Origin of the sequence: Bacillus sp. FSL R5-0431 (assembly GCF_038002985.1) — a bacterium.
Lineage (GTDB): Bacteria > Bacillota > Bacilli > Bacillales > Bacillaceae > Bacillus.
The window spans coordinates 1,384,446-1,407,008 of the sequence record NZ_JBBOOG010000001.1; the positions used below are offsets into that span (position 1 = coordinate 1,384,446).

Below are 22,563 nucleotides of genomic sequence, written 5' to 3' on the forward strand. Positions count from 1 at the left end.
ACAAATTCTTATTTGAATGGTTCTTTGCTTTCATATTTAAACCGGGCAATGAGTAAGCAGAAGTAACAGAGTACTCCAAACAAACCGGAAATAAAGAATGAATGAGCCAGCGCATAACCTAGTGCGAGCTGAGAATACACAGACATCACACCTGAAATGGCTTGAAGTGTAATCAGAATGGCTGAAATAATCCATCCATAATACAGCTGCTTCTGTTCTTTATAATGTTTCATGGCATGGAACATCGCAACAAATATCCAGACGAATAAAAGAAGTGCTGCTGCTCGGTGAGACATTTGCACCCACTGATTAAAGTACGCTGGAAGTGCACCGTCTTTTGAACAAAACGGGAAGACAGAACAAGCAAGGCTTGACTTTGTATGCCTCACATAAGCACCCGTATACACCACGATATACGTATAGGTGATCAAACCATAAATATGGAACTGCATTTTTTTGCCGATATGAAGCGGCTTCACAAGCTTTGTTTCAGATCTGGTTGCTTCAAATACAAGAAGGGCAAGCAGTAACACTGAAGCAAAAGAAATGAGTGAAATACCGAAGTGCAGTGCCATCACAAGGGCGTTAGAACCAAACACGACGGCTAGAGCTCCTAAAAGCGCTTGAAGCAGTAAGAATATAATCGACATGATGACCAAAAATTTGGTTTCACGGAATACTGGACTAATCTTTTTCCAGCATAAGACCGCCAGTGCCAGAACAAGAATGGTGGAAACCCCTGTTGACATGCGGTGACTCCATTCGATGATGGAAGCAGGGTTCATTTCAGGGAAGAAACGTCCGTGGCAAAGGGGCCACTGCCGGCCGCAGCCAAGACCCGAGCCGGTTTTCGTCACAAGCGCACCGCCAATCAAAACGATCAGCATCACAAACGTTGTGATCACGCTCAATAACCTTAAAGCAAATTTCATCAAATTATTTCACCTTCTCTAAAAAACTTCTGATCTAAATGAAAAACCTCATATGCTCTCAAGTTTAAGCCAAATGCGTGTTCTGTTGCAATTCATAATGACCAAAGTTCACAAAAAAATGATATGTTAGTTCACAAAGTTTACAGATTTAGAGTGCTTGATCTTTCTTTGACAGTCTGATAGAAATAGAGGAGAGAATATTTCATTTTGCACCGCCTTCTGAAACACACATAAATCCTTATAAATTCACGAAAAGTTCACAAATAACTTCAAGATTGTCGTTTATTATTTAATAGGATGTTTTTTTACAGCTGTTTATCTTGTATGATAGAGTTGTAACGAATTTACGTTTCATTTGTTCGTTTGAAGGTTTGGGCAAGGGAGGTTATACACATTGGCAAATTCCAAAACAGCTGCGGAAGCAGCTATTCATGGACAAATAGAAGAAACAACAGCTTGGAAAGATTTTCTTGCTCTGATTAAAATGGGCATCGTCAATTCCAACTTCATTACAACATTTACTGGAATGTGGCTTGCTTTTTATTTTACAGGTATGAGTTTCCTTGGGAATCTTGATATTGTGCTGTTAACAATGATTGGTTCTTCTCTTATTATTGCCGGTTCATGCGCCATTAATAATGCGTTTGACCGTGATATTGATATATTAATGGAAAGAACAAAAACAAGACCGACGGTTACAGGTAAGATTCAGCCGGGGCAAGCGTATGCATTTGGTATTTTGCTTGTTGTACTTGGACTCATCATGCTTCTGATGACAACCATAACATCAGCAGTGATTGGTTTTATCGGAGTCTTTACTTATGCAGTTCTTTACACCATGTGGTCTAAACGTCATTACACCATCAATACCGTTATTGGAAGTGTATCTGGTGCGGTGCCGCCATTAATCGGCTGGACAGCTGTCACAGGTACAATTGACACAACGGCTTGGGTTTTGTTTATGATTATGTTCATTTGGCAAATCCCGCACTTCCTGTCACTTGCGATTAAGAAAACGGAAGATTACCGTAAGGCAGGTATTCCAATGCTGCCAGTCGTTTATGGCTTTGAAGTCACGAAACGCCAAATCATCATTTGGACAGCATGTCTTCTTCCACTTCCATTTTTCTTAGGTGGATTAGGATGGCCGATTGTCGCACTTGGCACATTGCTGAATATTGGATGGCTCGTCATTGGCCTTATGGGCTTTAAAATGAAAGACGTCATGAAGTGGTCAACGCTCATGTTCGTTTATTCATTAAACTACTTAACCATCTTTTTCGTCGCGATGATTATCATTACACTATTCTAGAGTAAAATACACTTTGATCACATCAAAACAATGGCTATATCTTATAACACAACATTTTCTAACAACTATGAAAGCCGCCTGATATTCAGTTCTATTTAGGCGGCTTTCTGTTTATACATAGATGGTATTTTGAGTAAAAACATCATTTTTTTATGAAAAGAGGAAATGTAAGTGCTTTTATAAGAGGCGGGGGTTATGAATGGGTGAAAAGTGATTTTATAAATAAGAGGTAAAAAGCGAAAGGCAAAGGAGATCAAGCAAAAGGGGTTGGGACAAATTATGATAAGAAAATGGCGTGTTTATTCACTGTTTCTCTTACTGACGCTCGTTTTGGCGGGCTGTGGTGAACCATACTTATCAACACTCAAACCAGTTGGGGAAGTAGCAGATAAACAGTTTTTCCTAACGGTACTGAGTACACTCATTATGGTTCTTGTCGTCATTGTTGTATCGATCATTTTCTTTTACGTCATCATTAAATTCAAACGTTCTAAAGTGGGAGAAGATACGATTCCAAAGCAGGTGGAAGGGAACCGTAACCTAGAAATTACGTGGACAGCGATTCCGATTCTTCTCCTCATTATTCTCGTTGTGCCTGTTGTGGCATACACGCTTGAGCTTGGGGATACAAGCGCTATGGATAAGAAAAAACGAGATCCTGAAAAGACACTTGTTGTCAATGTAAGAGCCAGTTTATATTGGTGGGAATTCGAATACCCTGATTATGGGATTGTCACAAGTCAGGAATTGATTGTACCGACAGATCAAAAGGTGTACTTTAAGCTGAAAGCATCCGATGTGAAACACTCTTTCTGGGTTCCATCGGCTGGCGGTAAAATTGATACAAACACAGAAAATGAAAACAAGTTTTATTTAACCTTTGATTCAAAACGAACGAAAGATGCAGGAGAATATTTCTACGGGAAATGTGCAGAGCTTTGCGGTCCCTCGCATGCTTTAATGGACTTTAAAGTTAAAACGCTTTCTCAAGATGAGTTTTTAGGATGGACGAAAAAAATGGCTGATTACAAAAAGCCTACATCCACAAAAGATCTCGCTCTTGAAGGTGAAAAATTATTTAAAGAGAAAAACTGCTTGAGCTGTCATGCAGTAGAGCCTGGTGACGAACGGCCGGAAGCGGCAAGGACGGCACCAAACCTTGCGACCTTCGGAGACCGAACGAAAGTAGCTGGAATCAAAGATATGAACAAAGAAAATGTGAAAGCATGGCTGAAAGATCCAGAGAGCTTTAAACCAGGGAATAAAATGACAGGGACGTACCCTAAATTAAATGACTCAGAAGCAGATGCACTTTATGAGTATTTAAAAGGACTTAAAATCGAGTAATTTCTAATGCGAATGTGCAAGAGGGTATGTGATCGATGTGAAGTTTTTGTTAAGAGCTCCCGAATATGTCTCTACAACCGAGAGTAGCCATCTGTCAGACACAGTCTGTGTAAAGTTAAGATAGACATCTATATGAAAAGGGGCAAATGGGAGATAAGAGGGGGATTTCATGGTGAGTACAATAGCTAAAAAGCGGGGGTTTGGCGCTGTCTTATGGGATTACTTGACGACGGTTGACCACAAAAAAATTGCCGTACTATATTTAGTGGCAGGGGGATTTTTCTTTTTAATTGGCGGCCTGGAAGCGATGATTATCCGTATTCAGCTAGCCATCCCTGAAAATGATTTTGTAAGTGCAGGGTTTTACAATGAAGTCATGACGATGCATGGAACAACGATGATTTTCCTTGCAGCAATGCCGCTTTTATTTGCATTAATGAATGCGGTTGTACCCATTCAAATTGGTGCACGTGACGTAGCGTTTCCGTTTGTGAATTCACTTGGTTTTTGGCTGTTCTTTTTCGGAGGAATTTTCTTAAACCTTGGATGGTTTATGGGTGGATCACCTGATGCAGGCTGGACTGCATACGCCTCGCTCACGCTGAATTCAGAAGGGCACGGCATGGATTTCTATATTTTAGGTTTGCAGATAGCGGGTATTGGTACGCTGATTGCCGGGATCAACTTTCTTGCAACGATTATTAATATGAGAACGCCTGGTATGACGTATATGAGAATGCCGCTCTTTACATGGACGACATTTGTCGCCTCAGCACTGATTTTATTCGCATTCCCGCCACTTACAGCAGGGCTTGCGATGCTGATGCTTGATAGAATGTTTGATACGAGCTTTTTCAATCCAGAGCTCGGCGGAAATACAATCATCTGGGAGCATTTGTTCTGGATTTTCGGACACCCAGAAGTATATATCTTAATCCTGCCAGCATTCGGAATATTCTCTGAAATCATTCCAGTGTTTGCAAGAAAAAGGTTGTTTGGGTATTCGTCCATGGTGTTCGCTACTGTATTGATTGGTTTCCTTGGATTCATGGTATGGGCGCATCACATGTTCACAACAGGACTTGGTCCGATTGCCAATGCGATCTTTGCTGTAGCCACAATGGCGATTGCGGTGCCTACAGGAATTAAAGTATTCAACTGGCTGCTCACCATATGGGGCGGTAATGTGAAGTTTACAACGCCGATGCTGTATTCCGTTGCCTTTATACCGTCGTTTTTACTTGGCGGGGTAACCGGAGTCATGCTTGCAGCAGCTGCAGCAGATTATCAGTTCCATGATACGTACTTTGTCGTGGCGCATTTCCACTACGTCATTATTGGCGGGGTCGTATTCGGTATTTTAGCTGGTGTGCATTACTGGTGGCCGAAGATGTTTGGAAAAATACTGAATGAGAAGCTTGGGAAAATTGGCTTTGTGCTGTTTTTCATCGGTTTCCATTTAACCTTCTTTATCCAGCATTTTCTCGGGCTTTGGGGCATGCCGCGCCGAGTCTTTACATTCCTGCCAGGTCAGGGGCTAGACCTTGGGAACTTGATCAGTACGATTGGGGCACTGTTTATGTTTGTAGCTGTTGTCATCATGCTGATTAACATCATCTGGACTACAGCAAAAGGAGAGCGTGTATCGAGCGATCCTTGGGGAGACGGAAGAACGCTTGAATGGGCAGTGTCTTCACCTCCGCCAGAATACAACTTTAAACAGCTTCCGCTTGTCAGAGGACTAGATCCTTTATGGATTGAAAAAATGGATGGTAAAACAGGAATGACAGCATCTGAACCGCTTGATGATATTCACATGCCGAATAATTCCATCTTACCTGTCATTATCTCATTCGGTCTATTTGTTTCAGCGTTTGGCTTCATGTATCGTCAAGAGCACAGCTGGGGACTTCCAGTGATTTTCATTGGTCTTGGCATTACATTTGCGACCATGCTGGTTCGCTCTCTTAAAGATGATCATGGGTACCATATTCACAAAGAAGATTTGACCGATGACGATGATAAAGGGGTGAAAGCATAATGGAACCACAAAAAATGACAGCAGAAACCTTTCCGGCTTCTCCTGAGAAAGCCACGTTAGAAGGAAAGAATAAGTTCGTCGGGTTCTGGTTGTTTCTTGGGGGAGAAACCGTTCTGTTTGCATCGCTCTTTGCCACTTATTTGGCGCTGAAAAACTCTAATGCAGGCGGAGCAAAAACAACCGATATGTTTGATCTCACACTTGTCTTTATTGCCACGATGCTTCTGCTGACGAGCAGTTTAACGAGTGTGTATGCAATGTATCATATGAAAAACTTTGCCTTTAAAAAGATGCAGCTTTGGCTTGGCGTGACTGTGCTATTAGGTGCTTCATTTCTAGGGGTTGAGATTTATGAGTTCTATCATTATGTGCATGCGTATGAATTTACAATTACCAGCTCAGCTCTTGGTTCTTCCTTCTATACACTTGTCGGAACTCACGGGGCTCACGTCGCCTTCGGACTTTGCTGGATTACCGCTCTTATGATTCGAAATATGAGACGCGGACTCGATTTATACAATGCGCCGAAATATTATGTGGCAAGTCTGTATTGGCACTTCATTGATGTTGTGTGGGTCTTCATCTTTACCGTTGTATATTTAATGGGAATGGTGGGATAAGAATGGGAAATAAAAACACAAATCAGTCTAAAGTCGATCTTGTATACCGTAAAAAGAAAAATGCCGAAGAAATGAAGCATCAGCTCATTTCTTTCGGCTTGATGATTGGATTAACCTTTGTTGCCTTTTTAACAATCGCTTCTGAAGATGTTGGGAACTGGTTCGCAGTACCATTTATTTTACTGCTTGCAGTTATTCAGGTGGCTTTTCAGCTTTATTATTTTATGCACATGAACCAAAAAGGGCATGAAACACCCGCATTGTTTCTTTACTCAGGTGTGTTTGTCGCGTTTATTACCGTATTAGCCTTTTTGACCATTATTTGGTGGTAAGCCCGCTTTGCCCTTGAAGGAGGCGCAGCAATGGAGAACTTAGAAATATTCGGATTTCGGGCATTATGGAGCCCTTACTATTTGACTAGTATTGTCATAGCAGCTGCTCTTTATCTGCTTCTTGTGACAAAGGGAAAGCACCGTGCGACGGTGAAAGAGAAAACGTTGTTTCTGACGGGGCTTGTCCTGTTATACGCCGTGAAAGGAAGCCCAATTGATTTAATGGGGCATATTATGTTTAGTGCACATATGGCGCAAATGGCGGTGCTCTATTTAGTCATTCCGCCTCTCCTTATTACAGGATTACCTGCGGCCATTTGGGAGCGGATCATACAAACACCAGGCATTCAGCAAATTTTTCGTTTGTTTTCCAAGCCTTTAATTGCATTGCTTGGATTTAACGGCTTGTTTTCGATGTATCACATTCCGCTTGTGTTTGATTTTGTGAAAACAGATCCGTTTTATCATGCGTTGATGACGGTGGTCATTTTTATCGCTGCCTTTTTCATGTGGTGGCCGCTCGTTCATAAAGTCCAAAGTCAGCCGCAGATTACAGGCATTTTAAAGCTTGGTTATATCATGGCAGACGGAATATTGATGACTCCTGCGTGTGCTCTCATCATGTTTAGTGAGGCACCGATCTATGCAACCTATTCTGATGCTGGCGCTTGGATACAGGCACTGCACTTATGCGTGCCAAGTGATATGCTGGCAGGCCTTGCGCTCACAGGTCCTGAAATGTTCCATACCTTGCCGCTGCTAGAGGACCAGCAGCTAGGCGCGATTTTGATGAAAATTATTCAGGAGATTGTGTACGGCTCGATCCTTGCTGTTGTGTTCTTTGACTGGGCAAGAAAAGAAAGAGCGAAAGATGCCGTACCAGATGCGCTGATTCCGAAATATGAATGAAAAAAGCACAGCTGTATGGCTGTGCTCAGATTGTTGACAAAGGGCTAAAATGATCTTGATTTTAGCCCTTTGTCTTTTTTTATGCTTCAGCAGTCATTGCTTCTAGTTTATCTTTCAGCTGTTCAAGCGTTTTCTTGCTTGATTGGATGAGAGATTTAGGGAAATCTTCGCCTTCGCCGTATTCAACACCGTGCGGATAATAATGTTTTCCAAGTAAAGGTGTTAGAAGCTGTATGTGTGCTCTTTTGGAACCAACATCTCCTTCGGTGGCGTAGCCGGAAATCCGTAAATAAAAGGTTCCCTCTACCATGTTATACTTTCTGTCGTACGTCACACGCTCATAATCCCATTGATCGGCTCGTACAAATCCTTCACTTTCCATGATGAAATCTAATTTATTTAAGTCAGCTGCTACCTTTTCAATCCCCGTACCTTCAAACTTCACCCAAAACCCCTCCTTATAAAAATTCCCTTTACTGACAATCATAGTATGAAAGCGTTAAACTTTCAACTGTGAAAGGTATGTTCTTTTATAACCTGGTTACAGTAATAAAGAAAATAACAGATGGAGGAATCGATGTGAAAACGAAAAAAATCAAAGATATTATGACAAAAAAAGTAGTGACATGCCAGCAAGACGACAATACGTATGAAGCGGCAGTCAAAATGAGAGACGCGGACATTGGGGCCATTCCGGTGGTTGACGGAGATCAGCTCGTTGGCATAGTGACAGACCGTGACCTTGTACTCAGAGGCATTGCAGAAAAAAAGCCAAACTCACAGGAAGTGGGCTCGCTGATGACGAAGGAAGTACTGACAGCTGAAGAAGATGCAACGCTTGAAGAAATTGTCCGGCTGATGTCAGAGCACCAGCTCCGCCGCATTCCTGTTGTGAAAAATGGCGCATTAACAGGGATTGTCGCTCTTGGAGATTTATCAGTCGAAGATTTATCAAATGATCGCGCGGGAGATGCACTGACAGAAATCTCTCAACAGGATCAAGATCACGGGCAAGGATTTCTTCATTAAGAGGGGCATATTTTAAATTCGTGTTAAATAGGCTGTATTGTCGTTGATAAATGAAGCGAGTTTTGTTTAAATGACAGTAGAAGGTACTTTTTGTACCTTGCCAATTTAACGGAGGTGTTTATTTGAAAACTGTGCTCAAAACACTCCTCATCCTCCTGATTATATCCGGAACGTACGTTCTGTTTATTCAATATGGATCTTCACCAGAAAAAGAAAACAGCAATGAACCGAAGGTGTCTAATGAAGAAACATCTAGCGATAAGCCGATCAACATCCCGAAAAAGGGGCTCATGTCCTTTATGGGGAAATCTTCAAACGAAGTGCTTAAACAGCTGGGAGAACCAGATCGCATTGATCCTTCCGCATATGATTATGACTGGTGGATATACAACCAATCGAAGAAGCACTATATTCAAGTAGGGGTAAAGGATAGTAAAGTGGTGACCCTGTTTGCAACAGGAGACGGGCTCAATGTCGAACCGTTTAAAATCGGTCAAGCCACAAGTGAAGTATTTAAAAAAACACAAATTGCACCTTACATTCATGTAGAGGATGAACAAAATTCATACCGCTTTGAATTCTCAGAAGATGATATGAATACAAGACCCACTGTGAAAGTGGCAGATGATGTGTATGTTCAGCTTTACATGGATAAGTTTGAAAGCACTCTTTCAAGTATCAGGGCGTTTAACGCAGATACATTTGTGAAACAAAAGCCATATGAGGTCGTCTATCGTGGTCAATTGATAGAACCTGAGGCAATATCAGGTGAAAAATGGAAAGAGATCGAAGCTTCCAGTCAAAAACAAATTTTTGATATGACCAATATTATCCGTCATAAGTACAAACTGCCGACCTTAAGGTGGGATGATGAAACCTCTGAAGTGGCATTCATGCATAGTGAGGACATGAAAGAGAGTCATTATTTCTCCCATGAATCTAAAAAATACGGTACGCTGAAAGACCGGTTAGAAAGAGGCGAGGTGGCATTTCAGCTCGCAGGTGAAAACATTGCCTATAATTATGTAGATGGACCTGCAGCGGTAGAAGGCTGGCTCAATAGTGAAGGTCACAGGAAGGCGTTATTAAATAAAGATTACACACACCTTGGCGTAGGTGTGAAAGAAAAATATTACACCCAAAACTTCATCAAGAAAACATCTTAAACGAAAGCAGCTGCACAATCGCAGCTGTTTTTTTGATTGAAAAAGAGGCTCACCAAAATAGCTGCTGGTGTATATAGTATAGTAGGCATTTGTATGGGGGGGTGAGGATATGACAAACAAACAAAAACAAACATCCATTGATGAATTTAAACAATTCGTCAGACGCCATCCGAAGTTAATTCAAGATGTGCAAACGCAAGAAAAAAGCTGGCAAAGTGTATACGAAAATTGGATCATGTTTGGTGAAGAAGACGAGATGTGGTCTCCTTACCGGCAAACGCAATCTAAAGGCGGTAAAGAAGAAAAAGCCTCTAAGCCAAGTGAATTGGGAAAAGCAGATTTTATGTCTAAAATGGTTTCTGCTGTGAAAAAAATGGACGCTGATCAAATGAATGAACAAATCAACAAAATGAGCCAGTCTATTTCCTCTTTACAAAGCTTACTCGGACAATTTTCATCAAATGGCTCAAAAAAAGGTTCATCTGGAGGCAGTCAGCACCCATTCTCCTTCAGGAAAGATTAATTGAAAGGGGATGCTTTTGGTGCGGAAAGAAGTACAGGAGTTTGTCATGGCCGAAGAGGATCGAATCAAATTCATCAGACAGCGTCCTCTCTGGTACAGACAGCTGACTCGACATCCTGAAAAGCTATCGTCCTTTGAATTAGATAAAATGAATTTTTACGAAAAAACCATTCCTCATCGTGTGAGTCAGTTGAGCAACAGTGTTCAAATGGCTGAAATGATGATTCAAATGTTCCAAGCAATGCGCAATCAAAATGGAGCCGGGTGAGGCTTTTTTGAGTTGATTAAGATGTCTATTTCCTGAGCATCCTATAAAAGTAGATGAAAGGAGAATCAGAAGATGAAATGGATGCTGTCAATATGCGCATTGCTTTTTCTTGTCACCGGGTGTCAAAGTCAACATGGAGAGAAGCAAGTCATGAAGCAAGATCCAGCTGTACCAGTGATGCAGCAAGCCGAAAGCGAAATGAAGCAGCAAGGCTTTTTAAAATACAAAGTGCAGGGGTCTTCTGTCTATATAGAAAGTACACTACAAGATTTTCATCTTGAACCTTCGCGTCTAAAAAAGAATGAGAAGACGGGATATTTTACAGTGTATGTAGACGGAAAACGTGCAGGCAATGAGTATACTGCTGCATTTGTGGTCAAGCATCTTTCAAAAGGAAAGCATAAAATGACCGTTGTGCTCAATTCCCGTCATCCAGAATATAAGCATAAAAGAGAAACATGGGATGTATTTGTCACGTAAAAGCATTTTCTGATCCATAGGTTTCGTGGTAAACTATGAATTGGAGGTGCAACATTTATGTATGCGACAATCGAATCTGTGGAGCTCCAAGAGGAAGCGAATCAATTGGCTGCCATGATTCTTCAGTCGGAGGAGGCTGAACATTACCGCAACTGCTTTAAGCGTCTCCAGCAAGACGAAGAAGCCCAACAAATTATTGCCCATTTTACAAAAGTAAAAGAGCAATATGAGGATGTGCAGCGGTTCGGCAAATACCATCCGGACTATAGAACGATCTCAAAGGAAATGCGTGAGGTCAAAAGAAAGTTAGATCTTCACGATACAGTGGTTGATTTCAAAAAAGCAGAAACAGCGATTCAATCCATCTTAGATGAGATTAGTATTGAAATCGGTCAAGCTGTATCAGCATATATCAAAGTTCCAACAGGGAACCCATATTTTGATGGTCTATCATCATGCGGCGGTGGCTGTGGATCAGGTGGCAGCTGTGGCTGTAAAGTATCTTGACGAGACTTGAATGTCTCGTCTTTTACATAATGACTGAAAAGAATTGAAAAAGCGGCAGGTGAAAAGATGGAAACCAAACGTCAAGGGATGGTCGTTTGGCTGCATTCGTTAAAGCAGTCAAAGGCGCTAAGAAAATTTGGAAATGTTCACTATATTTCAAGGAAAATGAAGTATGCAGTGATCTATTGTGATATGAATGATCTCGAGCGTCATATGGCTAAGCTCAGCTCATTGCCATTTGTGAAGCGTGTTGAGCCTTCATATAAACCTTTTATTAAATTAGAGTACGAATCCAAATTGGACAAAGCAAAAGAGTATGATTATAAAGTGGGCTTTTAAAGACACAAAAAAATCCCCGCGGCATCACCCGCGGGGTCCTTCTATTCTTAATGATTCATTAAGGAGAAGGCAAAGGGAGAGGAGAAACCGGAGGAAGAACTTATGGGGAAACGTAAGTCTTCTCCGCGGTTGGCAACAGCACCACATCAGATGCTGTTATAAATAGTATGACCCCGCATTCCTTGATCTATACATAGAAAATGAATGAAAATCCTTGATTGTCCCCTGCGGAGTGTTGTGGTAAGATAATGTTGAATTTTTTGTCATAAACAATAACCAATAGAAGCAAGCAGAAAAAGTGGTGGGAAAATGAGAGTCATCTCTGGAACGAGAAAAGGCCGTACACTTAAAGCGGTACCAGGTCAATCAACAAGACCGACGACAGATAAAGTAAAAGAATCGATATTTAATATGATCGGCCCGTATTTTGATGGCGGATGGGCCCTTGATTTATTTGCGGGAAGCGGTGGTTTAGGAATTGAAGCGCTTTCCAGAGGATTCGATCATTGCATTTTCGTTGATCGAGATATGAAGGCAATTCAGACGATTAAAGGAAACCTCAATCAATTGTCGCTGCTCGATCAAAGTGAAGTGTTTCGAAACGAGGCAAAGCGTGCACTCTCAGCCGTTGTGAAACGTGACGAATCCTTTCAAGCGATCTTTCTTGATCCGCCTTATAAAGATCAACAGCTGAAAGCACTTCTTGAAATGATTGACGAGCATGCCTTATTAACAGATGACGGCGTGATCGTGTGTGAGCATGATAAGGACGTCACACTGCCAGAGGAAGCTGGACAGCTTTACATATCAAGACAGGAACTGTACGGGTTGACTGGTATTACGATCTATAGAAAGCGGGGAAATTAAAGCATGGGAAACATAGCCGTTTGTCCGGGCAGCTTTGATCCAGTCACATTGGGCCATTTGGATATCATCAAAAGAGGTGCAAAGATCTTTGATGAAGTGTATGTATGTGTACTAAATAACTCATCCAAACAACCGTTATTTACCGTTGAAGAACGGTGTGAGCTCATTCGCCAGGCGACGAAGGATCTGCCAAATATCAAAGTTGAATCCTTTCACGGTCTGCTTATTGATTATGCGAAACAAAAAGAAGCCAAAGTCATTTTACGCGGATTAAGAGCTGTGACGGACTTTGAATATGAAATGCAAGGCACATCAATGAATAAAGTGTTAAACGATGAAATTGAAACGTTTTTCATGATGACCAACAATCAATATTCCTTCTTAAGTTCCAGCATTGTCAAAGAAGTAGCGAAATATCATGGATCAGTCAAAGATCTTGTCCCAAAAGAGGTAGAAGCAGCGCTGAAAGAAAAATTTAAAGGATGAGTGCACCGTGCACTCATCCTTTTTTTAATTTCTGATAGTATAGCGCGATATACAAGATCAAGCTGCATAGCGTGATCAATGGGCCAGCTGTCACAAGCTGATTCCAAAGCACACTACTGTACATGACGACCTGCTGGCTTGCTTCAAAGGCACCTGCTGGGAGAGCCATGTCAGAACGAGAGACATAAAGAGGCTTGAACAATAAAAAGGCAAAAACAGCTGCATAAATTCCGTGAAGCAAACGAGCGAAGAAAAACGGTTTAAAGCGTATATCTGTTGCCGCCAGAATGCCGGCGACCTGAGCTTGAACAGAAAACCCGCTGAATCCTAATATAAAGCTGACGACAATCGTTTTAGCAAGAAGGGTGACTTCCTGTGACCCTGTCAGCTGACTTCCTAATGTGATTTCAAATAAACCGGCAATCATCGCAAGATCTAATTCTGGCGGAAGATGCATCGTTTGCAGCATATATCCGATCCCTATGGATAAGAGGTCCGTCACATGAACAACTGACAGCATTTTACTAAATACAGAAAATAAGATAATAAAGCCGCCAATCATAAAGAGAGTTTGGACTGATGACATCACCGCATCACTTAAAATTTGGCCGAGCGGTCTTTTCTCTGCGAGTCTTGCTGTATGAAGAGCGCTGAATGCCTCTTGAAACGGTGGGAATAAAAATCGCTTACGGCTTCTCAGATGTGCATCATGCCGCGCTTTATATCCCCGCATCGTCACACCAACAGCGAGATTCCCTAAATAATGTGCGCATGCCAAAACAATCCCTAAAGCCGGGTGATGAAAAAAACCAACAGCCACCGCACCGAAAATAAACAATGGATTCGATGAATTTGTAAAAGAAACGAGGCGCTCTGCTTCGATTTGTGTCAGTTGTCCTTCCTGCCTGAGTCTTGTGGTTAATTTCGCACCAGAAGGGAAGCCTGATGCCATTCCCATTGCTAGGACAAATCCTCCTACACCAGGCACTCGAAAGATGGGTCGCATAAATGGCTCTAATAATACCCCGACAAATCTGACAATCCCGAAACTAATTAATAGCTCGGACAAAATAAAAAAAGGAAGCAATGATGGAAATACAACCTCCCACCACATTGCAAGTCCATTTTTAGACGCTTGCAAAGAGGCTTGTGGATGTGTAATCACAGTGGCTGTTAAAAAGATAAAAAAAGCAGCGATGAACAGAGTGTTCCATTTTTTCATGGAGATTTCGCCCCTTGCTGTTATGATCTATTGGCGAGCTCGTGATCAAAAAAGAAAGACACTAGCCGAGCCTGTCTTCTATTACTATACGAGCAGAAGGGGCATGTTTAGACCAATAGATTCGTATATATGCATAGAAAAGAGGAGGGTGGATTTTCATGAGGCGACCAGTCATTGGACTTGCGTTAGGCTCCGGGGGTGCGAGGGGAATGGCGCATATCGGAGTTTTATCTAGTCTTGAGAAACAAGGAATTCAGGTAGATATGATCGCTGGCAGCAGTATTGGCGCACTTGTTGGGAGCTTTTATGCGGCAGGACAAGACGTAGAAAAAATGAAAAAACTTGCACTTGTCTTCAGAAGAAAGTATTATGCTGACTATACACTGCCAAAAATCGGTCTTTTAAAAGGGAATCGAATGTTGCAGCTGATTCACACGTTTACATATGGGAAGAAATTTGAAGAATTAAGAATGCCCCTTGCGGTGGTTGCCTGTGACCTCGAGACAGGGGAGAAGGTTGTGTTTAAAAAAGGGTCTGTTTCACAAGCAGTCAGAGCAAGCATCAGCATTCCGGGCGTGTTTGTTCCTCATGAAATGGGCGGCAGACAGCTAGTCGATGGAGCGGTTGTTGACCGCATTCCTGTGTCTGTTTTAAAAGAAATGGGCGCGGACCTCATTATCGCCTCTGATGTATCAAGGGTGAAAAAAACAGAAAAGGCGACGAGATTATCGGATGTGATTATGCAAAGTTTGGACATCCTTCAAAATGAATTGGTCCGTCATCAAACCATTCACGCTGATGTCATGATCCGGCCGAGGCTTGAAACATTTAGCTCGAGTGCATTTACACAGGTGCAGGAGATGATTGAAGCAGGTGAGCTCGCCGCAGATCAACTAACAGGTAAACTGAAAGATGTCATTGATAAATGGGAGTGTTAATCGAATGAAAAAATTGAATATTCGCTGGCTCAGCTTTTTTGTCGTTATCCTTGTATTATTTGGCTTAACCTTTGTCAAACTGCCATATTACGTGACAAAGCCGGGTGATGCAACCGAGATTGCTCCCCACATTCAAGTAGACGGCGGATATGGCGAGAAGGGCAGCTTCTCACTTATGACGATAAAAGTAGGTCCAGCCAATCCGTATACGTATTTGCTTGCGAAAATGAATAAATATGACGAGATCGTCCCGGAAGAAAATATTAAAGCGGACGGGGAGTCGGATGAAGATTATATGAAAAGGCAGCTTCAGCTGATGAAAAGCTCTCAAGAAAATGCCATGATTGCAGCGTATACAAAAGCAGGCAAAAAAGTAGATTATACGTTTAACGGGGTATATGCAAGCTACGTGATGAAAGGAATGCCTGCTTACGGCAAAATTGAAGTGGGCGACCGAATCAAAAGCGTTGATGGCAAGACCTATGATTCTGCTGATAAAATGGTTTCGTATATCAGCAGCAAAAAAGCAGGTACATCTGTCCGTTTTGTCCTTGAACGAAATGGCAAAGACATCACGGAGAAAGTGACGTTAAAACCATTTAAAGAAGAGCCGAATCGAGTTGGAATTGGTGTATCATTATTTACAGACCGAAATGTGAAAGTCTCGCCTTCCATTAAGGTGGATATTGAAAATATCGGCGGCCCATCAGCAGGTCTCATGATGTCACTTGAAATTTATAACCAGCTGACAAAAGAAGACGAAACACATGGCTATGCGATTGCGGGAACGGGGACGATTGACGCCGATGGAACGGTCGGTCCAATTGGCGGAATCGATCAAAAGGTCGTGGCGGCAGATAAAGCCGGAAAAGATATATTCTTTGCACCAAACGATAAAGGTGATTCAAATTCAGACTACCGAAATGCTGTCAAAACAGCGAAAGATATTAAAAGTGATATGAAAATTGTGCCTGTAGATACGATGCAAGATGCCCTGAACTATTTAAACAAATTAAAAGAGAAAGCATCTTAATCAAAGAAGAGCAGCCTTCATCAAGGCTGCTCTTCTTGTTAAGACTGGAAGAGACCAGTCTCTTCATCATATCGGATCGGTGAGGTTTTAAACTCCGCTTCCGTTAAGTCCGTTTGCATTGGCTCACTAACGGGCAGACTGAAGACGCGGGACGCGCGAATATCAAGATCAAGTGCGGGATGTGAAAAGGCAGACAGCTTGCTTATGAGCGGCACGTCCAATTCTTTTTTCACAAGAGATAAGTATTGCTGCCCTTTCTTTGACATACCAAGTAAACGAATGTAAGGCGCTTCTCTCTCTTTCAGCAGCTCATGCATGGCACTTTTTTTCACCCTCATTAAGAGATGTGTATTCATCCGCTGCAGCCTTGTCCACGTATATCGTTTTGTTTTCACAAGAGATAGATATTCCTCGTAGGAGGACGCATGTGAAATCGCCTTTTGCATGCGGTGTTCGATGCCTTCTTCGATTTCATAGATGCCTTCTAGTTCTGCTGTATCCATTGTGTGAAAGACTTGTTTTAAGAAGCTAAAGTAGGCTTCTTGCGTATGTAAAAGACCATAAGAAGAATGATAGTCATGTAATTGCTTGAGCGTAGCTTCTGGGAGATATGGGGCGACTGTTTCAAATGTGCCGTGATCTTTTAAGGCTTTTCGTATACTTGTTGCGCTTGCGATTTTCTGATTTTTAGGAAGTTCTTCATCATGATAACCAGATGAAATCCTTTGAGAGGTAAAGGGCTGCATGTGAGGGGATCTCTCCAAGATGGCTTTGACATAATGGAAACCTAAAATGTTATTTGGCTTGGACAGATCCAGTAAGTGCTTAGGATCAATCACCTCTTGAAACGCAGCTGCTGCAGCTGCTGGATAACTAAGGCCTTCTTTCACCTTTTCTTTTGTGAAAAGGTCAATTTCTCCTTTTTTCTCATGCCAAGCATGAGCCGTTCGCTCAAATGCTTTAATGTCACCATCCTCGCTGCCGAAAAAAAGGGAGCGGCATTTTAAAGCATCTAGAATCGCCACAGCACCGTTTGCAAAGGTTTCTGCCTTTTGCACTGCGTATATGTATGGAAGCTCACACACAATATCTACACCGTTTTGCAGCGCCATTTTTGTCCGCGCCCATTTTGAGACGATGGCAGGCTCACCGCGCTGGAGGAAGGAACCGCTCATGACGGCAATGGCAACATCTGAGGAGGTATGTGTTTTCGCCTGACGAACATGATAGGCATGTCCATAATGAAATGGATTATACTCGACAACGACTCCTGTTGCTTTCAATAGATGTTCCGCCTTTCTTGCTATGGTTAAATGGTCTATGCTACAGTAGCATAAGGGAAAAATGAAGCCCATTTTTTTCAGTGTAGGCATTCCGCGAACTGATGTCAAACAACCCTCTGACATCACAAAGGACTGTAAAGAAAAAATATTGACAAATAACATGATGAAAGCTATAATCATGTTTGTTGCTCTTAGAGGTGATACAATTGAAATGGACAGTTTATCAGTTACATCAAAAAGCTAAAAACAGCTTCGATTTTCATGAGACGGTTGACTTAAATGAACTTACTAGCCTTCATTCAGATATACGTCGCATTTCACCGGTAGAGGTGAAAGGGACTGGAGTGATCGAATCAAAGCAAGTCGCATTTGATTTAACCATCACAGGTGAAATGACATTGCCTTGTTCAAGAACGCTTGTTGATGTAAATTATCCATTTGCGATTTCAACGAAAGAACTATTTGTACTTCATAAGACAGACGATATAGAAGATGAAGACGTTTCTATTGTAGAAGACGACATCATCGACTTAACGCCTATAGTCAAGGAAGAAATTCTTCTTGAAGTGCCGATGCAAATCTTTTGCGACCAAACGGATGTAAAAGGTGCTGCACCACAAGAAGGGAATGACTGGGCGGTCATTTCGGAAGATGCACATCAAAACCGAATTGATCCGCGTCTGGAAGGCTTGAAGAAGCTCTTAGAAGAAAATAATGAATCTTAACTCTTTAAGGAGGTGGGAATAATGGCTGTACCTTTTAGAAGAACTTCTAAAATGAAAAAAAGATTGCGTCGTACGCATTTCAAACTACAAGTACCTGGTATGGTAGCTTGCCCAGAATGCGGTGAAATGAAAATTTCTCATCGTGTCTGCAAATCTTGCGGAACATACAAAGGCAAAGACGTAAAAAGCAACTAATGCTTGATAAAAAAACGTGAGGGAATCTTCCCTTGCGTTTTTTTATTTGTCTATTTTTTAGGTTTCTCTCCTGCAAATAGTCTATCTACTCTAGTAGGCGCATATGATGTGGTATTCAGATTCAGGGGGGATGATCAATTGACGATTACAAGGCAGGACGCATGGACACAAGATGAAGATTTACTTTTAGCAGAAGTCGTCTTAAGGCACATTCGAGATGGAGGAACGCAGCTTTCCGCATTTGAGGAAGTCGGGAAAGCATTGTCAAGAACAGCTGCAGCATGTGGTTTCAGGTGGAACTCATACGTTAGAAAACAATATCAGGCAGGCATAGAGCTGGCGAAAAAACAGCGGAAAGAACTGCGTAAAAAAATAGGTATTCATTCCTCTGGTTTACCACAGCATGCGTTAACCATAGAAGAGAAGACATCTTCAATTCAGGCTGAATTGACCCTTCGAGAAGTGATTCAGTTTTTAGAGCAGCTTGAAAAAGAACCTGATGGACCTGCTCATTTACGCGAGGAACTGGCAGATGCACAGCATCAATTGAAGTCACTTACAGAAGAAAATGAACACTTGAAGCGGCAATTAAAAATGACAGAAGAAGATTACCGGGCACTCATTGGTATTGTTGAAAGAGTCAAACAGAATATCAGCTTAAAAGAATATGCTAAATAAAGAGACGCCCCTCACAGAGAAAGGAGGGGCGTTTTGTGATCAGTCTTTAAGCAGATTCACCTGTATTTTTTTGAATATGAGCGGGCTCCCAGATGAGTGGATTTTCACCCTTATCACGCTCCATATCATATTTTACTGCTTCAAAGCCCATTTTATCCCAAAAACCGGCTGATTTGACGCGCGGATTGGTCCGAATTGGCAATCCGAACGATTTGGCGAATTCAACAAGTGCTTCGCCGTACCCTTTGCGCTGATACCCAGGAAGCACTTCCAGCTTCCACAGCTCTAAATAATCATGATTGTGGTTAAAATACGTTGTCGTTGAGCCGTCCACTTGATAAAGGCTCATACGTGCCACTAGCTTATCTCCAAAATAAATCCCGTAAAATGGAGAGTTGCTGTCATTTTCAATCATATTGCTTTCAAGGTCTTCAAGCATGGATAGCTCTTGTATGCCGTATTCCTTAAATTGTTTAAATTCCTCTAAAGTTTTGTAATTAATTAGAAGTCGTTTTACTTGTGCCATATGATCTTCCCCCTTACACACATAATGTCGACAGTGATGTCATTGAAGGCGTTTTCATCCCATCCGCCTCGAAAAGTTTTTACACTTATTATTATAGTTTTTAAATTAAAAAAATTCAATCATAGCGCGCCATTTGCTTTTTGCATCACGACATGAACCTGTTACAATAATTGATATAATGAAGTAAACAGAAAAAGGGAAGTGCGGCAGTTGAACATTGGAATCATTGGCGGCGGTGCGATTGGTCTGCTTTGTGCTAGTTATTTATCACAGCATCATGACATCACGGTCTTTACAAGAAGAAAAGAGCAGGCAGAAGAGATTCGAGCATCAGGCATTCAGCGAACAGTAAAAGGAGAAACATGTCAGGCGGCTGTTCATGCGCAGACAGGAATAACAGGAGTATTTGATTTACTTATCGTGACGGTGAAATATCATCATTTGCAAGATGTGCTCGATGAATTATCGTTATTACCTCGTCAGCGTATCTTATTTTTACAGAACGGAATGGCTCACTTATTAGATTTGGAGAATTGGAAAACGGCACATTCATTATATATAGGTGTGGTAGAGCACGGGGCTATGAAGATGTCAGATCATGCAGTGAACCATACAGGTATCGGTGTCATCAAGTGGGGAGCATTTCAGCATGAAGAAGTATCTGATGTAAAAAATGCATTGAATGAGACATCATCTCATTTTCAGATGATCTATACGGATGAATGGCAAAAGGTGCTGAAGGAAAAACTGCTTGTCAATGTCTGTATTAATCCGCTGACGGCTTTGCTGCATGTGAGAAACGGGGAATTGATCGCAAACCCCTCATATGAATACATGATGAAATGTGCATTTGATGAAGCGGTATCCATCTTGGGATTGTCTGAAAAAGAGCGGCTCTGGCCTTATGTTATCTCTATTTGTGAGAAAACGGCTGCTAATCAGTCGTCTATGCTTCAAGATATTGTGAAAGGCCGCCAAACCGAAAGAAAAGCCATCATTGGCTATCTTTTAAAAAAGGCTCAAGCTCAAGGTGTTGCGGCGCCACATCTCACTTTCTTTGATCGAAGCTTGGAAGTATTGGAAAAAAAGCAAACAAAATCTTTTGAGTGAGATCATTTACATGCTATACTTTTTTCGGGAAACTAACTATTTATTGAAGAAAGGAAGTTCTAAACATGCAATTGACTGAACTTTCCATCCGAAGTCAGAATTTATTCATACGTGATTATATAGAAGAAAAAAAAGAGATGACGACTTTTTTTGATTATGATATACATTCTGAGCACACATGGAAAAAGAGATACGACGATCTCATGGAAATGAGCTTCCCGCGCGAGGCTTTAGCGGATTATATGAGCGCATACCATGCAAAGTTTGAATCGGCAGCGATGCGTCAGAACATTGAAAAGATCCGTGATGAACGGAGTGTCATGGTGGTTGGAGGACAGCAGGCTGGTCTATTAACAGGACCGCTTTATACCATACATAAAATCATATCCATCATTCAGTTTGCAAAAGAAAAAGAAACAGAGCTTGGGGTCCCTGTGATTCCGGTCTTTTGGGTAGCCGGTGAGGATCATGACGTAGATGAAATTAATTTTGTATACACATCTGGCGAAAAAGGACCAGTGAAACAAAAGCTGCCATTACATAACGTCAAAAAAGCGGCTGCGAAAAGAATCCCGCTTGATCAAGAAAAAACCGAGAAATGGCTCCGTGATGTGTTTTCAACGTATGAAGAATCTGAGTACACCAATGACTTGCTCGATCAGCTTCTTCGATGTTTACGCAAATCACAAACCTTTACTGATTTCTTTGAATGGATTGTAAGTGACCTCTTTGAAGAAGATGGGCTGCTTTTATTTAATTCAGGCGACTTAGGTGTCAAACCGCTTGAGCGTGCGTTATTCAAGCACATTGTCGAGACAAATGATGCAGTCACTGCTCGCTTAAAAGACACGCAGGCCGCCATGAAACGAGCAGGATATCAGCCGATCATTGAAGCTGGTGACAATCAGGCAAACCTATTTTACGAATATGATGAGGAACGTTTCCTAATTGAGAAAGAGAACGGCCGGTTTTCTATATCAGAAGTGGGGCTTACATGGACAAAGGAAGAGCTTCTGCAGGAAGTCGAGGAGCACCCAGAACGATTTAGCAACAATGTGGTGACGCGTCCCTTGATGCAGGAAACCCTTCTCCCAACACTTGCTTTTATGGCAGGACACGGTGAGGTTAACTATTGGGGAGAACTGAAAGGAATCTTTGAGCATTTTAAATTGAAGATGGCGCCTGTTCTTCCAAGACTGCATGTGACCATTCTTGAAAGGCACATCAACAAGAAACTGCCGGTTAGAGAACTGTCGGTAGAAGAAGTGCTGACAAGCGGAGTGAATGAAAAGAAAGAAGCGCACTTTCAGCAAAGTCTTCCGGACAGCTTTGTTCAAGCAGTTCAACAGGCTAAACGTGAATTAGCGAATGCTCATGGTGTGATGAGACAAGAAGCACTGGAGATTGAACCAAACTTCGAGCAGCTGCTAGATAAAAATGCCAAATTTATCGAAGACCAGCTTCAATTTGTTTATCAAAAGGTGGCGCAGCGTGTGGAAGAGAAGGAAGGATATATCCTTCGAGACTTTGAACGGATTGAAAATAGTTTAAAACCACTGGACGCCCCGCAAGAAAGAATTTGGAATATCATGTATTTTTTAAACAAATATGGACCAGAATTCTTCAAAACGTTCAAAAATCTGCCATTTTCATTTCAAAACAAGCAACAAATTGTCAAACTTTGAAATAAAGTTT

Annotated in this window: 27 protein-coding genes; 22 read left to right on the forward strand and 5 right to left on the reverse strand. The window is 41.7% G+C overall.

Annotated features, from left to right (window positions below):
- Positions 1-8: 8 nt before the first annotated feature.
- Positions 9-932: a COX15/CtaA family protein gene (locus MKZ03_RS06895; RefSeq protein ID WP_106049221.1), complete on the reverse strand. Its 924-nt coding sequence runs from the start codon at positions 930-932 to the stop codon at positions 9-11.
- Positions 933-1,326: 394 nt separating this feature from the next.
- On the opposite strand from MKZ03_RS06895, the gene cyoE reads away from it, so the two are divergent.
- From cyoE to ctaG, 6 genes are all read left to right on the forward strand, one after another.
- Complete coding sequence (gene cyoE / locus MKZ03_RS06900) at positions 1,327-2,244, forward strand: heme o synthase (RefSeq protein ID WP_003211774.1); 918 nt, start codon at positions 1,327-1,329, stop codon at positions 2,242-2,244.
- A gap of 279 nt (positions 2,245-2,523) precedes the next feature.
- Positions 2,524-3,591: a cytochrome c oxidase subunit II gene (coxB, locus tag MKZ03_RS06905; RefSeq protein ID WP_034662616.1), complete on the forward strand. Its 1,068-nt coding sequence runs from the start codon at positions 2,524-2,526 to the stop codon at positions 3,589-3,591.
- A 169-nt stretch (positions 3,592-3,760) separates the two neighbouring features.
- The gene (ctaD, locus tag MKZ03_RS06910) at positions 3,761-5,632 is read left to right on the forward strand and encodes a cytochrome c oxidase subunit I (RefSeq protein ID WP_034662613.1); all 1,872 of its coding nucleotides are present in this window, start codon (positions 3,761-3,763) and stop codon (positions 5,630-5,632) included.
- Positions 5,632-6,252 carry a cytochrome c oxidase subunit III gene (gene ctaE / locus MKZ03_RS06915; protein ID WP_034662610.1) on the forward strand — a complete coding sequence of 207 codons (621 nt, stop codon included), beginning with the start codon at positions 5,632-5,634 and terminating at the stop codon, positions 6,250-6,252. Before ctaD ends, ctaE begins: the two co-directional genes overlap by 1 nt.
- Before the next feature lie 2 nt (positions 6,253-6,254).
- A complete protein-coding gene (gene ctaF / locus MKZ03_RS06920; RefSeq protein WP_003211520.1) occupies positions 6,255-6,584 on the forward strand; it encodes a cytochrome c oxidase subunit IVB in 330 nt (109 codons plus the stop codon).
- A gap of 30 nt (positions 6,585-6,614) precedes the next feature.
- Positions 6,615-7,493, forward strand: a complete 879-nt coding sequence (gene ctaG, locus MKZ03_RS06925) for a cytochrome c oxidase assembly factor CtaG (protein WP_060596178.1) — start codon at positions 6,615-6,617, stop codon at positions 7,491-7,493.
- 79 nt (positions 7,494-7,572) lie between these two features.
- On the opposite strand, the gene MKZ03_RS06930 is transcribed toward ctaG, so the two are convergent.
- A complete protein-coding gene (locus tag MKZ03_RS06930; RefSeq protein WP_060596179.1) occupies positions 7,573-7,938 on the reverse strand; it encodes a YugN family protein in 366 nt (121 codons plus the stop codon).
- A gap of 161 nt (positions 7,939-8,099) precedes the next feature.
- Between MKZ03_RS06930 and MKZ03_RS06935 the strand changes: the two genes are divergently transcribed.
- The 9 genes from MKZ03_RS06935 (at position 8,100) to coaD (ending at position 13,158) form a co-directional block, all read left to right on the forward strand.
- The gene (locus MKZ03_RS06935) at positions 8,100-8,522 is read left to right on the forward strand and encodes a CBS domain-containing protein (protein WP_034663862.1); all 423 of its coding nucleotides are present in this window, start codon (positions 8,100-8,102) and stop codon (positions 8,520-8,522) included.
- Between the two features lie 122 nt (positions 8,523-8,644).
- Positions 8,645-9,688, forward strand: a complete 1,044-nt coding sequence (locus MKZ03_RS06940) for a CAP domain-containing protein (RefSeq protein WP_095285115.1) — start codon at positions 8,645-8,647, stop codon at positions 9,686-9,688.
- Positions 9,689-9,797: 109 nt separating this feature from the next.
- Entirely contained in the window at positions 9,798-10,211 is a 414-nt protein-coding gene (locus tag MKZ03_RS06945; protein WP_340972633.1) for a YlbD family protein, read from the forward strand.
- 19 nt (positions 10,212-10,230) lie between these two features.
- The gene (locus MKZ03_RS06950) at positions 10,231-10,479 is read left to right on the forward strand and encodes a YlbE-like family protein (protein WP_034318044.1); all 249 of its coding nucleotides are present in this window, start codon (positions 10,231-10,233) and stop codon (positions 10,477-10,479) included.
- Between the two features lie 72 nt (positions 10,480-10,551).
- Positions 10,552-10,959 carry a hypothetical protein gene (locus MKZ03_RS06955; RefSeq protein ID WP_307499569.1) on the forward strand — a complete coding sequence of 136 codons (408 nt, stop codon included), beginning with the start codon at positions 10,552-10,554 and terminating at the stop codon, positions 10,957-10,959.
- 57 nt (positions 10,960-11,016) lie between these two features.
- On the forward strand, positions 11,017-11,466 hold the full coding sequence (locus MKZ03_RS06960) for a YlbF family regulator (RefSeq protein WP_007499807.1): 450 nt from the start codon (positions 11,017-11,019) through the stop codon (positions 11,464-11,466).
- A 66-nt stretch (positions 11,467-11,532) separates the two neighbouring features.
- A complete protein-coding gene (locus MKZ03_RS06965) occupies positions 11,533-11,805 on the forward strand; it encodes a YlbG family protein (RefSeq protein WP_003212137.1) in 273 nt (90 codons plus the stop codon).
- Between the two features lie 279 nt (positions 11,806-12,084).
- Positions 12,085-12,672, forward strand: a complete 588-nt coding sequence (rsmD, locus tag MKZ03_RS06970) for a 16S rRNA (guanine(966)-N(2))-methyltransferase RsmD (RefSeq protein WP_307500658.1) — start codon at positions 12,085-12,087, stop codon at positions 12,670-12,672.
- A gap of 3 nt (positions 12,673-12,675) precedes the next feature.
- Complete coding sequence (coaD, locus tag MKZ03_RS06975) at positions 12,676-13,158, forward strand: pantetheine-phosphate adenylyltransferase (RefSeq protein ID WP_034662590.1); 483 nt, start codon at positions 12,676-12,678, stop codon at positions 13,156-13,158.
- Between the two features lie 13 nt (positions 13,159-13,171).
- Here coaD and ylbJ read toward each other — a convergent pair whose 3' ends face one another.
- Positions 13,172-14,380 (reverse strand): sporulation integral membrane protein YlbJ, encoded by a 1,209-nt coding sequence (ylbJ, locus tag MKZ03_RS06980; protein ID WP_307499570.1) that lies wholly within the window; start codon positions 14,378-14,380, stop codon positions 13,172-13,174.
- Between the two features lie 158 nt (positions 14,381-14,538).
- Between ylbJ and MKZ03_RS06985 the strand changes: the two genes are divergently transcribed.
- Both MKZ03_RS06985 and MKZ03_RS06990 read left to right on the forward strand, forming a co-directional pair.
- Positions 14,539-15,318 carry a patatin-like phospholipase family protein gene (locus MKZ03_RS06985; RefSeq protein ID WP_034662583.1) on the forward strand — a complete coding sequence of 260 codons (780 nt, stop codon included), beginning with the start codon at positions 14,539-14,541 and terminating at the stop codon, positions 15,316-15,318.
- Positions 15,319-15,322: 4 nt separating this feature from the next.
- The gene (locus tag MKZ03_RS06990) at positions 15,323-16,351 is read left to right on the forward strand and encodes a SepM family pheromone-processing serine protease (protein WP_034662581.1); all 1,029 of its coding nucleotides are present in this window, start codon (positions 15,323-15,325) and stop codon (positions 16,349-16,351) included.
- Between the two features lie 38 nt (positions 16,352-16,389).
- Here the strand turns inward: MKZ03_RS06990 and MKZ03_RS06995 are convergent, their stop codons facing one another.
- The gene (locus MKZ03_RS06995; RefSeq protein ID WP_307499572.1) at positions 16,390-17,634 is read right to left on the reverse strand and encodes a nucleotidyltransferase; all 1,245 of its coding nucleotides are present in this window, start codon (positions 17,632-17,634) and stop codon (positions 16,390-16,392) included.
- Positions 17,635-17,840: 206 nt separating this feature from the next.
- Between MKZ03_RS06995 and MKZ03_RS07000 the strand changes: the two genes are divergently transcribed.
- The 3 genes from MKZ03_RS07000 (at position 17,841) to gerR (ending at position 19,232) form a co-directional block, all read left to right on the forward strand.
- Positions 17,841-18,359, forward strand: coding sequence for a YceD family protein (locus MKZ03_RS07000; RefSeq protein WP_034662575.1), 519 nt, complete (start codon positions 17,841-17,843; stop codon positions 18,357-18,359).
- A gap of 21 nt (positions 18,360-18,380) precedes the next feature.
- Complete coding sequence (gene rpmF / locus MKZ03_RS07005) at positions 18,381-18,554, forward strand: 50S ribosomal protein L32 (protein WP_008354700.1); 174 nt, start codon at positions 18,381-18,383, stop codon at positions 18,552-18,554.
- 138 nt (positions 18,555-18,692) lie between these two features.
- A complete protein-coding gene (gerR, locus tag MKZ03_RS07010) occupies positions 18,693-19,232 on the forward strand; it encodes a sporulation-specific transcriptional regulator GerR (RefSeq protein WP_060596186.1) in 540 nt (179 codons plus the stop codon).
- Between the two features lie 46 nt (positions 19,233-19,278).
- Here gerR and MKZ03_RS07015 read toward each other — a convergent pair whose 3' ends face one another.
- Positions 19,279-19,758 carry an N-acetyltransferase gene (locus MKZ03_RS07015; RefSeq protein WP_003211702.1) on the reverse strand — a complete coding sequence of 160 codons (480 nt, stop codon included), beginning with the start codon at positions 19,756-19,758 and terminating at the stop codon, positions 19,279-19,281.
- Between the two features lie 210 nt (positions 19,759-19,968).
- Here MKZ03_RS07015 and MKZ03_RS07020 point away from each other — a divergent pair, with 210 nt between their 5' ends.
- A complete protein-coding gene (locus tag MKZ03_RS07020; protein WP_307499573.1) occupies positions 19,969-20,868 on the forward strand; it encodes a 2-dehydropantoate 2-reductase in 900 nt (299 codons plus the stop codon).
- A gap of 65 nt (positions 20,869-20,933) precedes the next feature.
- Entirely contained in the window at positions 20,934-22,553 is a 1,620-nt protein-coding gene (gene bshC / locus MKZ03_RS07025; RefSeq protein ID WP_307499575.1) for a bacillithiol biosynthesis cysteine-adding enzyme BshC, read from the forward strand.
- Positions 22,554-22,563 lie beyond the last annotated feature (10 nt).

Excerpts from the sequence above, each read along its gene's own strand:
- MKZ03_RS06895 (WP_106049221.1), bottom strand. The coding sequence starts at position 932 with ATGAAATTTGCTTTAAGGTTATTGAGCGTGATCACAACGTTTGTGATG.
- coxB (WP_034662616.1), top strand. The coding sequence starts at position 2,524 with ATGATAAGAAAATGGCGTGTTTATTCACTGTTTCTCTTACTGACGCTC.
- ctaD (WP_034662613.1), top strand. The coding sequence starts at position 3,761 with ATGGTGAGTACAATAGCTAAAAAGCGGGGGTTTGGCGCTGTCTTATGG.
- ctaE (WP_034662610.1), top strand. The coding sequence starts at position 5,632 with ATGGAACCACAAAAAATGACAGCAGAAACCTTTCCGGCTTCTCCTGAG.
- ctaF (WP_003211520.1), top strand. The coding sequence starts at position 6,255 with ATGGGAAATAAAAACACAAATCAGTCTAAAGTCGATCTTGTATACCGT.
- ctaG (WP_060596178.1), top strand. The coding sequence starts at position 6,615 with ATGGAGAACTTAGAAATATTCGGATTTCGGGCATTATGGAGCCCTTAC.
- MKZ03_RS06935 (WP_034663862.1), top strand. The coding sequence starts at position 8,100 with ATGACAAAAAAAGTAGTGACATGCCAGCAAGACGACAATACGTATGAA.
- MKZ03_RS06945 (WP_340972633.1), top strand. The coding sequence starts at position 9,798 with ATGACAAACAAACAAAAACAAACATCCATTGATGAATTTAAACAATTC.
- MKZ03_RS06955 (WP_307499569.1), top strand. The coding sequence starts at position 10,552 with ATGAAATGGATGCTGTCAATATGCGCATTGCTTTTTCTTGTCACCGGG.
- MKZ03_RS06960 (WP_007499807.1), top strand. The coding sequence starts at position 11,017 with ATGTATGCGACAATCGAATCTGTGGAGCTCCAAGAGGAAGCGAATCAA.
- MKZ03_RS06965 (WP_003212137.1), top strand. The coding sequence starts at position 11,533 with ATGGAAACCAAACGTCAAGGGATGGTCGTTTGGCTGCATTCGTTAAAG.
- coaD (WP_034662590.1), top strand. The coding sequence starts at position 12,676 with ATGGGAAACATAGCCGTTTGTCCGGGCAGCTTTGATCCAGTCACATTG.
- ylbJ (WP_307499570.1), bottom strand. The coding sequence starts at position 14,380 with ATGAAAAAATGGAACACTCTGTTCATCGCTGCTTTTTTTATCTTTTTA.
- MKZ03_RS06985 (WP_034662583.1), top strand. The coding sequence starts at position 14,539 with ATGAGGCGACCAGTCATTGGACTTGCGTTAGGCTCCGGGGGTGCGAGG.
- MKZ03_RS06990 (WP_034662581.1), top strand. The coding sequence starts at position 15,323 with ATGAAAAAATTGAATATTCGCTGGCTCAGCTTTTTTGTCGTTATCCTT.
- rpmF (WP_008354700.1), top strand. The coding sequence starts at position 18,381 with ATGGCTGTACCTTTTAGAAGAACTTCTAAAATGAAAAAAAGATTGCGT.
- MKZ03_RS07015 (WP_003211702.1), bottom strand. The coding sequence starts at position 19,758 with ATGGCACAAGTAAAACGACTTCTAATTAATTACAAAACTTTAGAGGAA.
- bshC (WP_307499575.1), top strand. The coding sequence starts at position 20,934 with ATGCAATTGACTGAACTTTCCATCCGAAGTCAGAATTTATTCATACGT.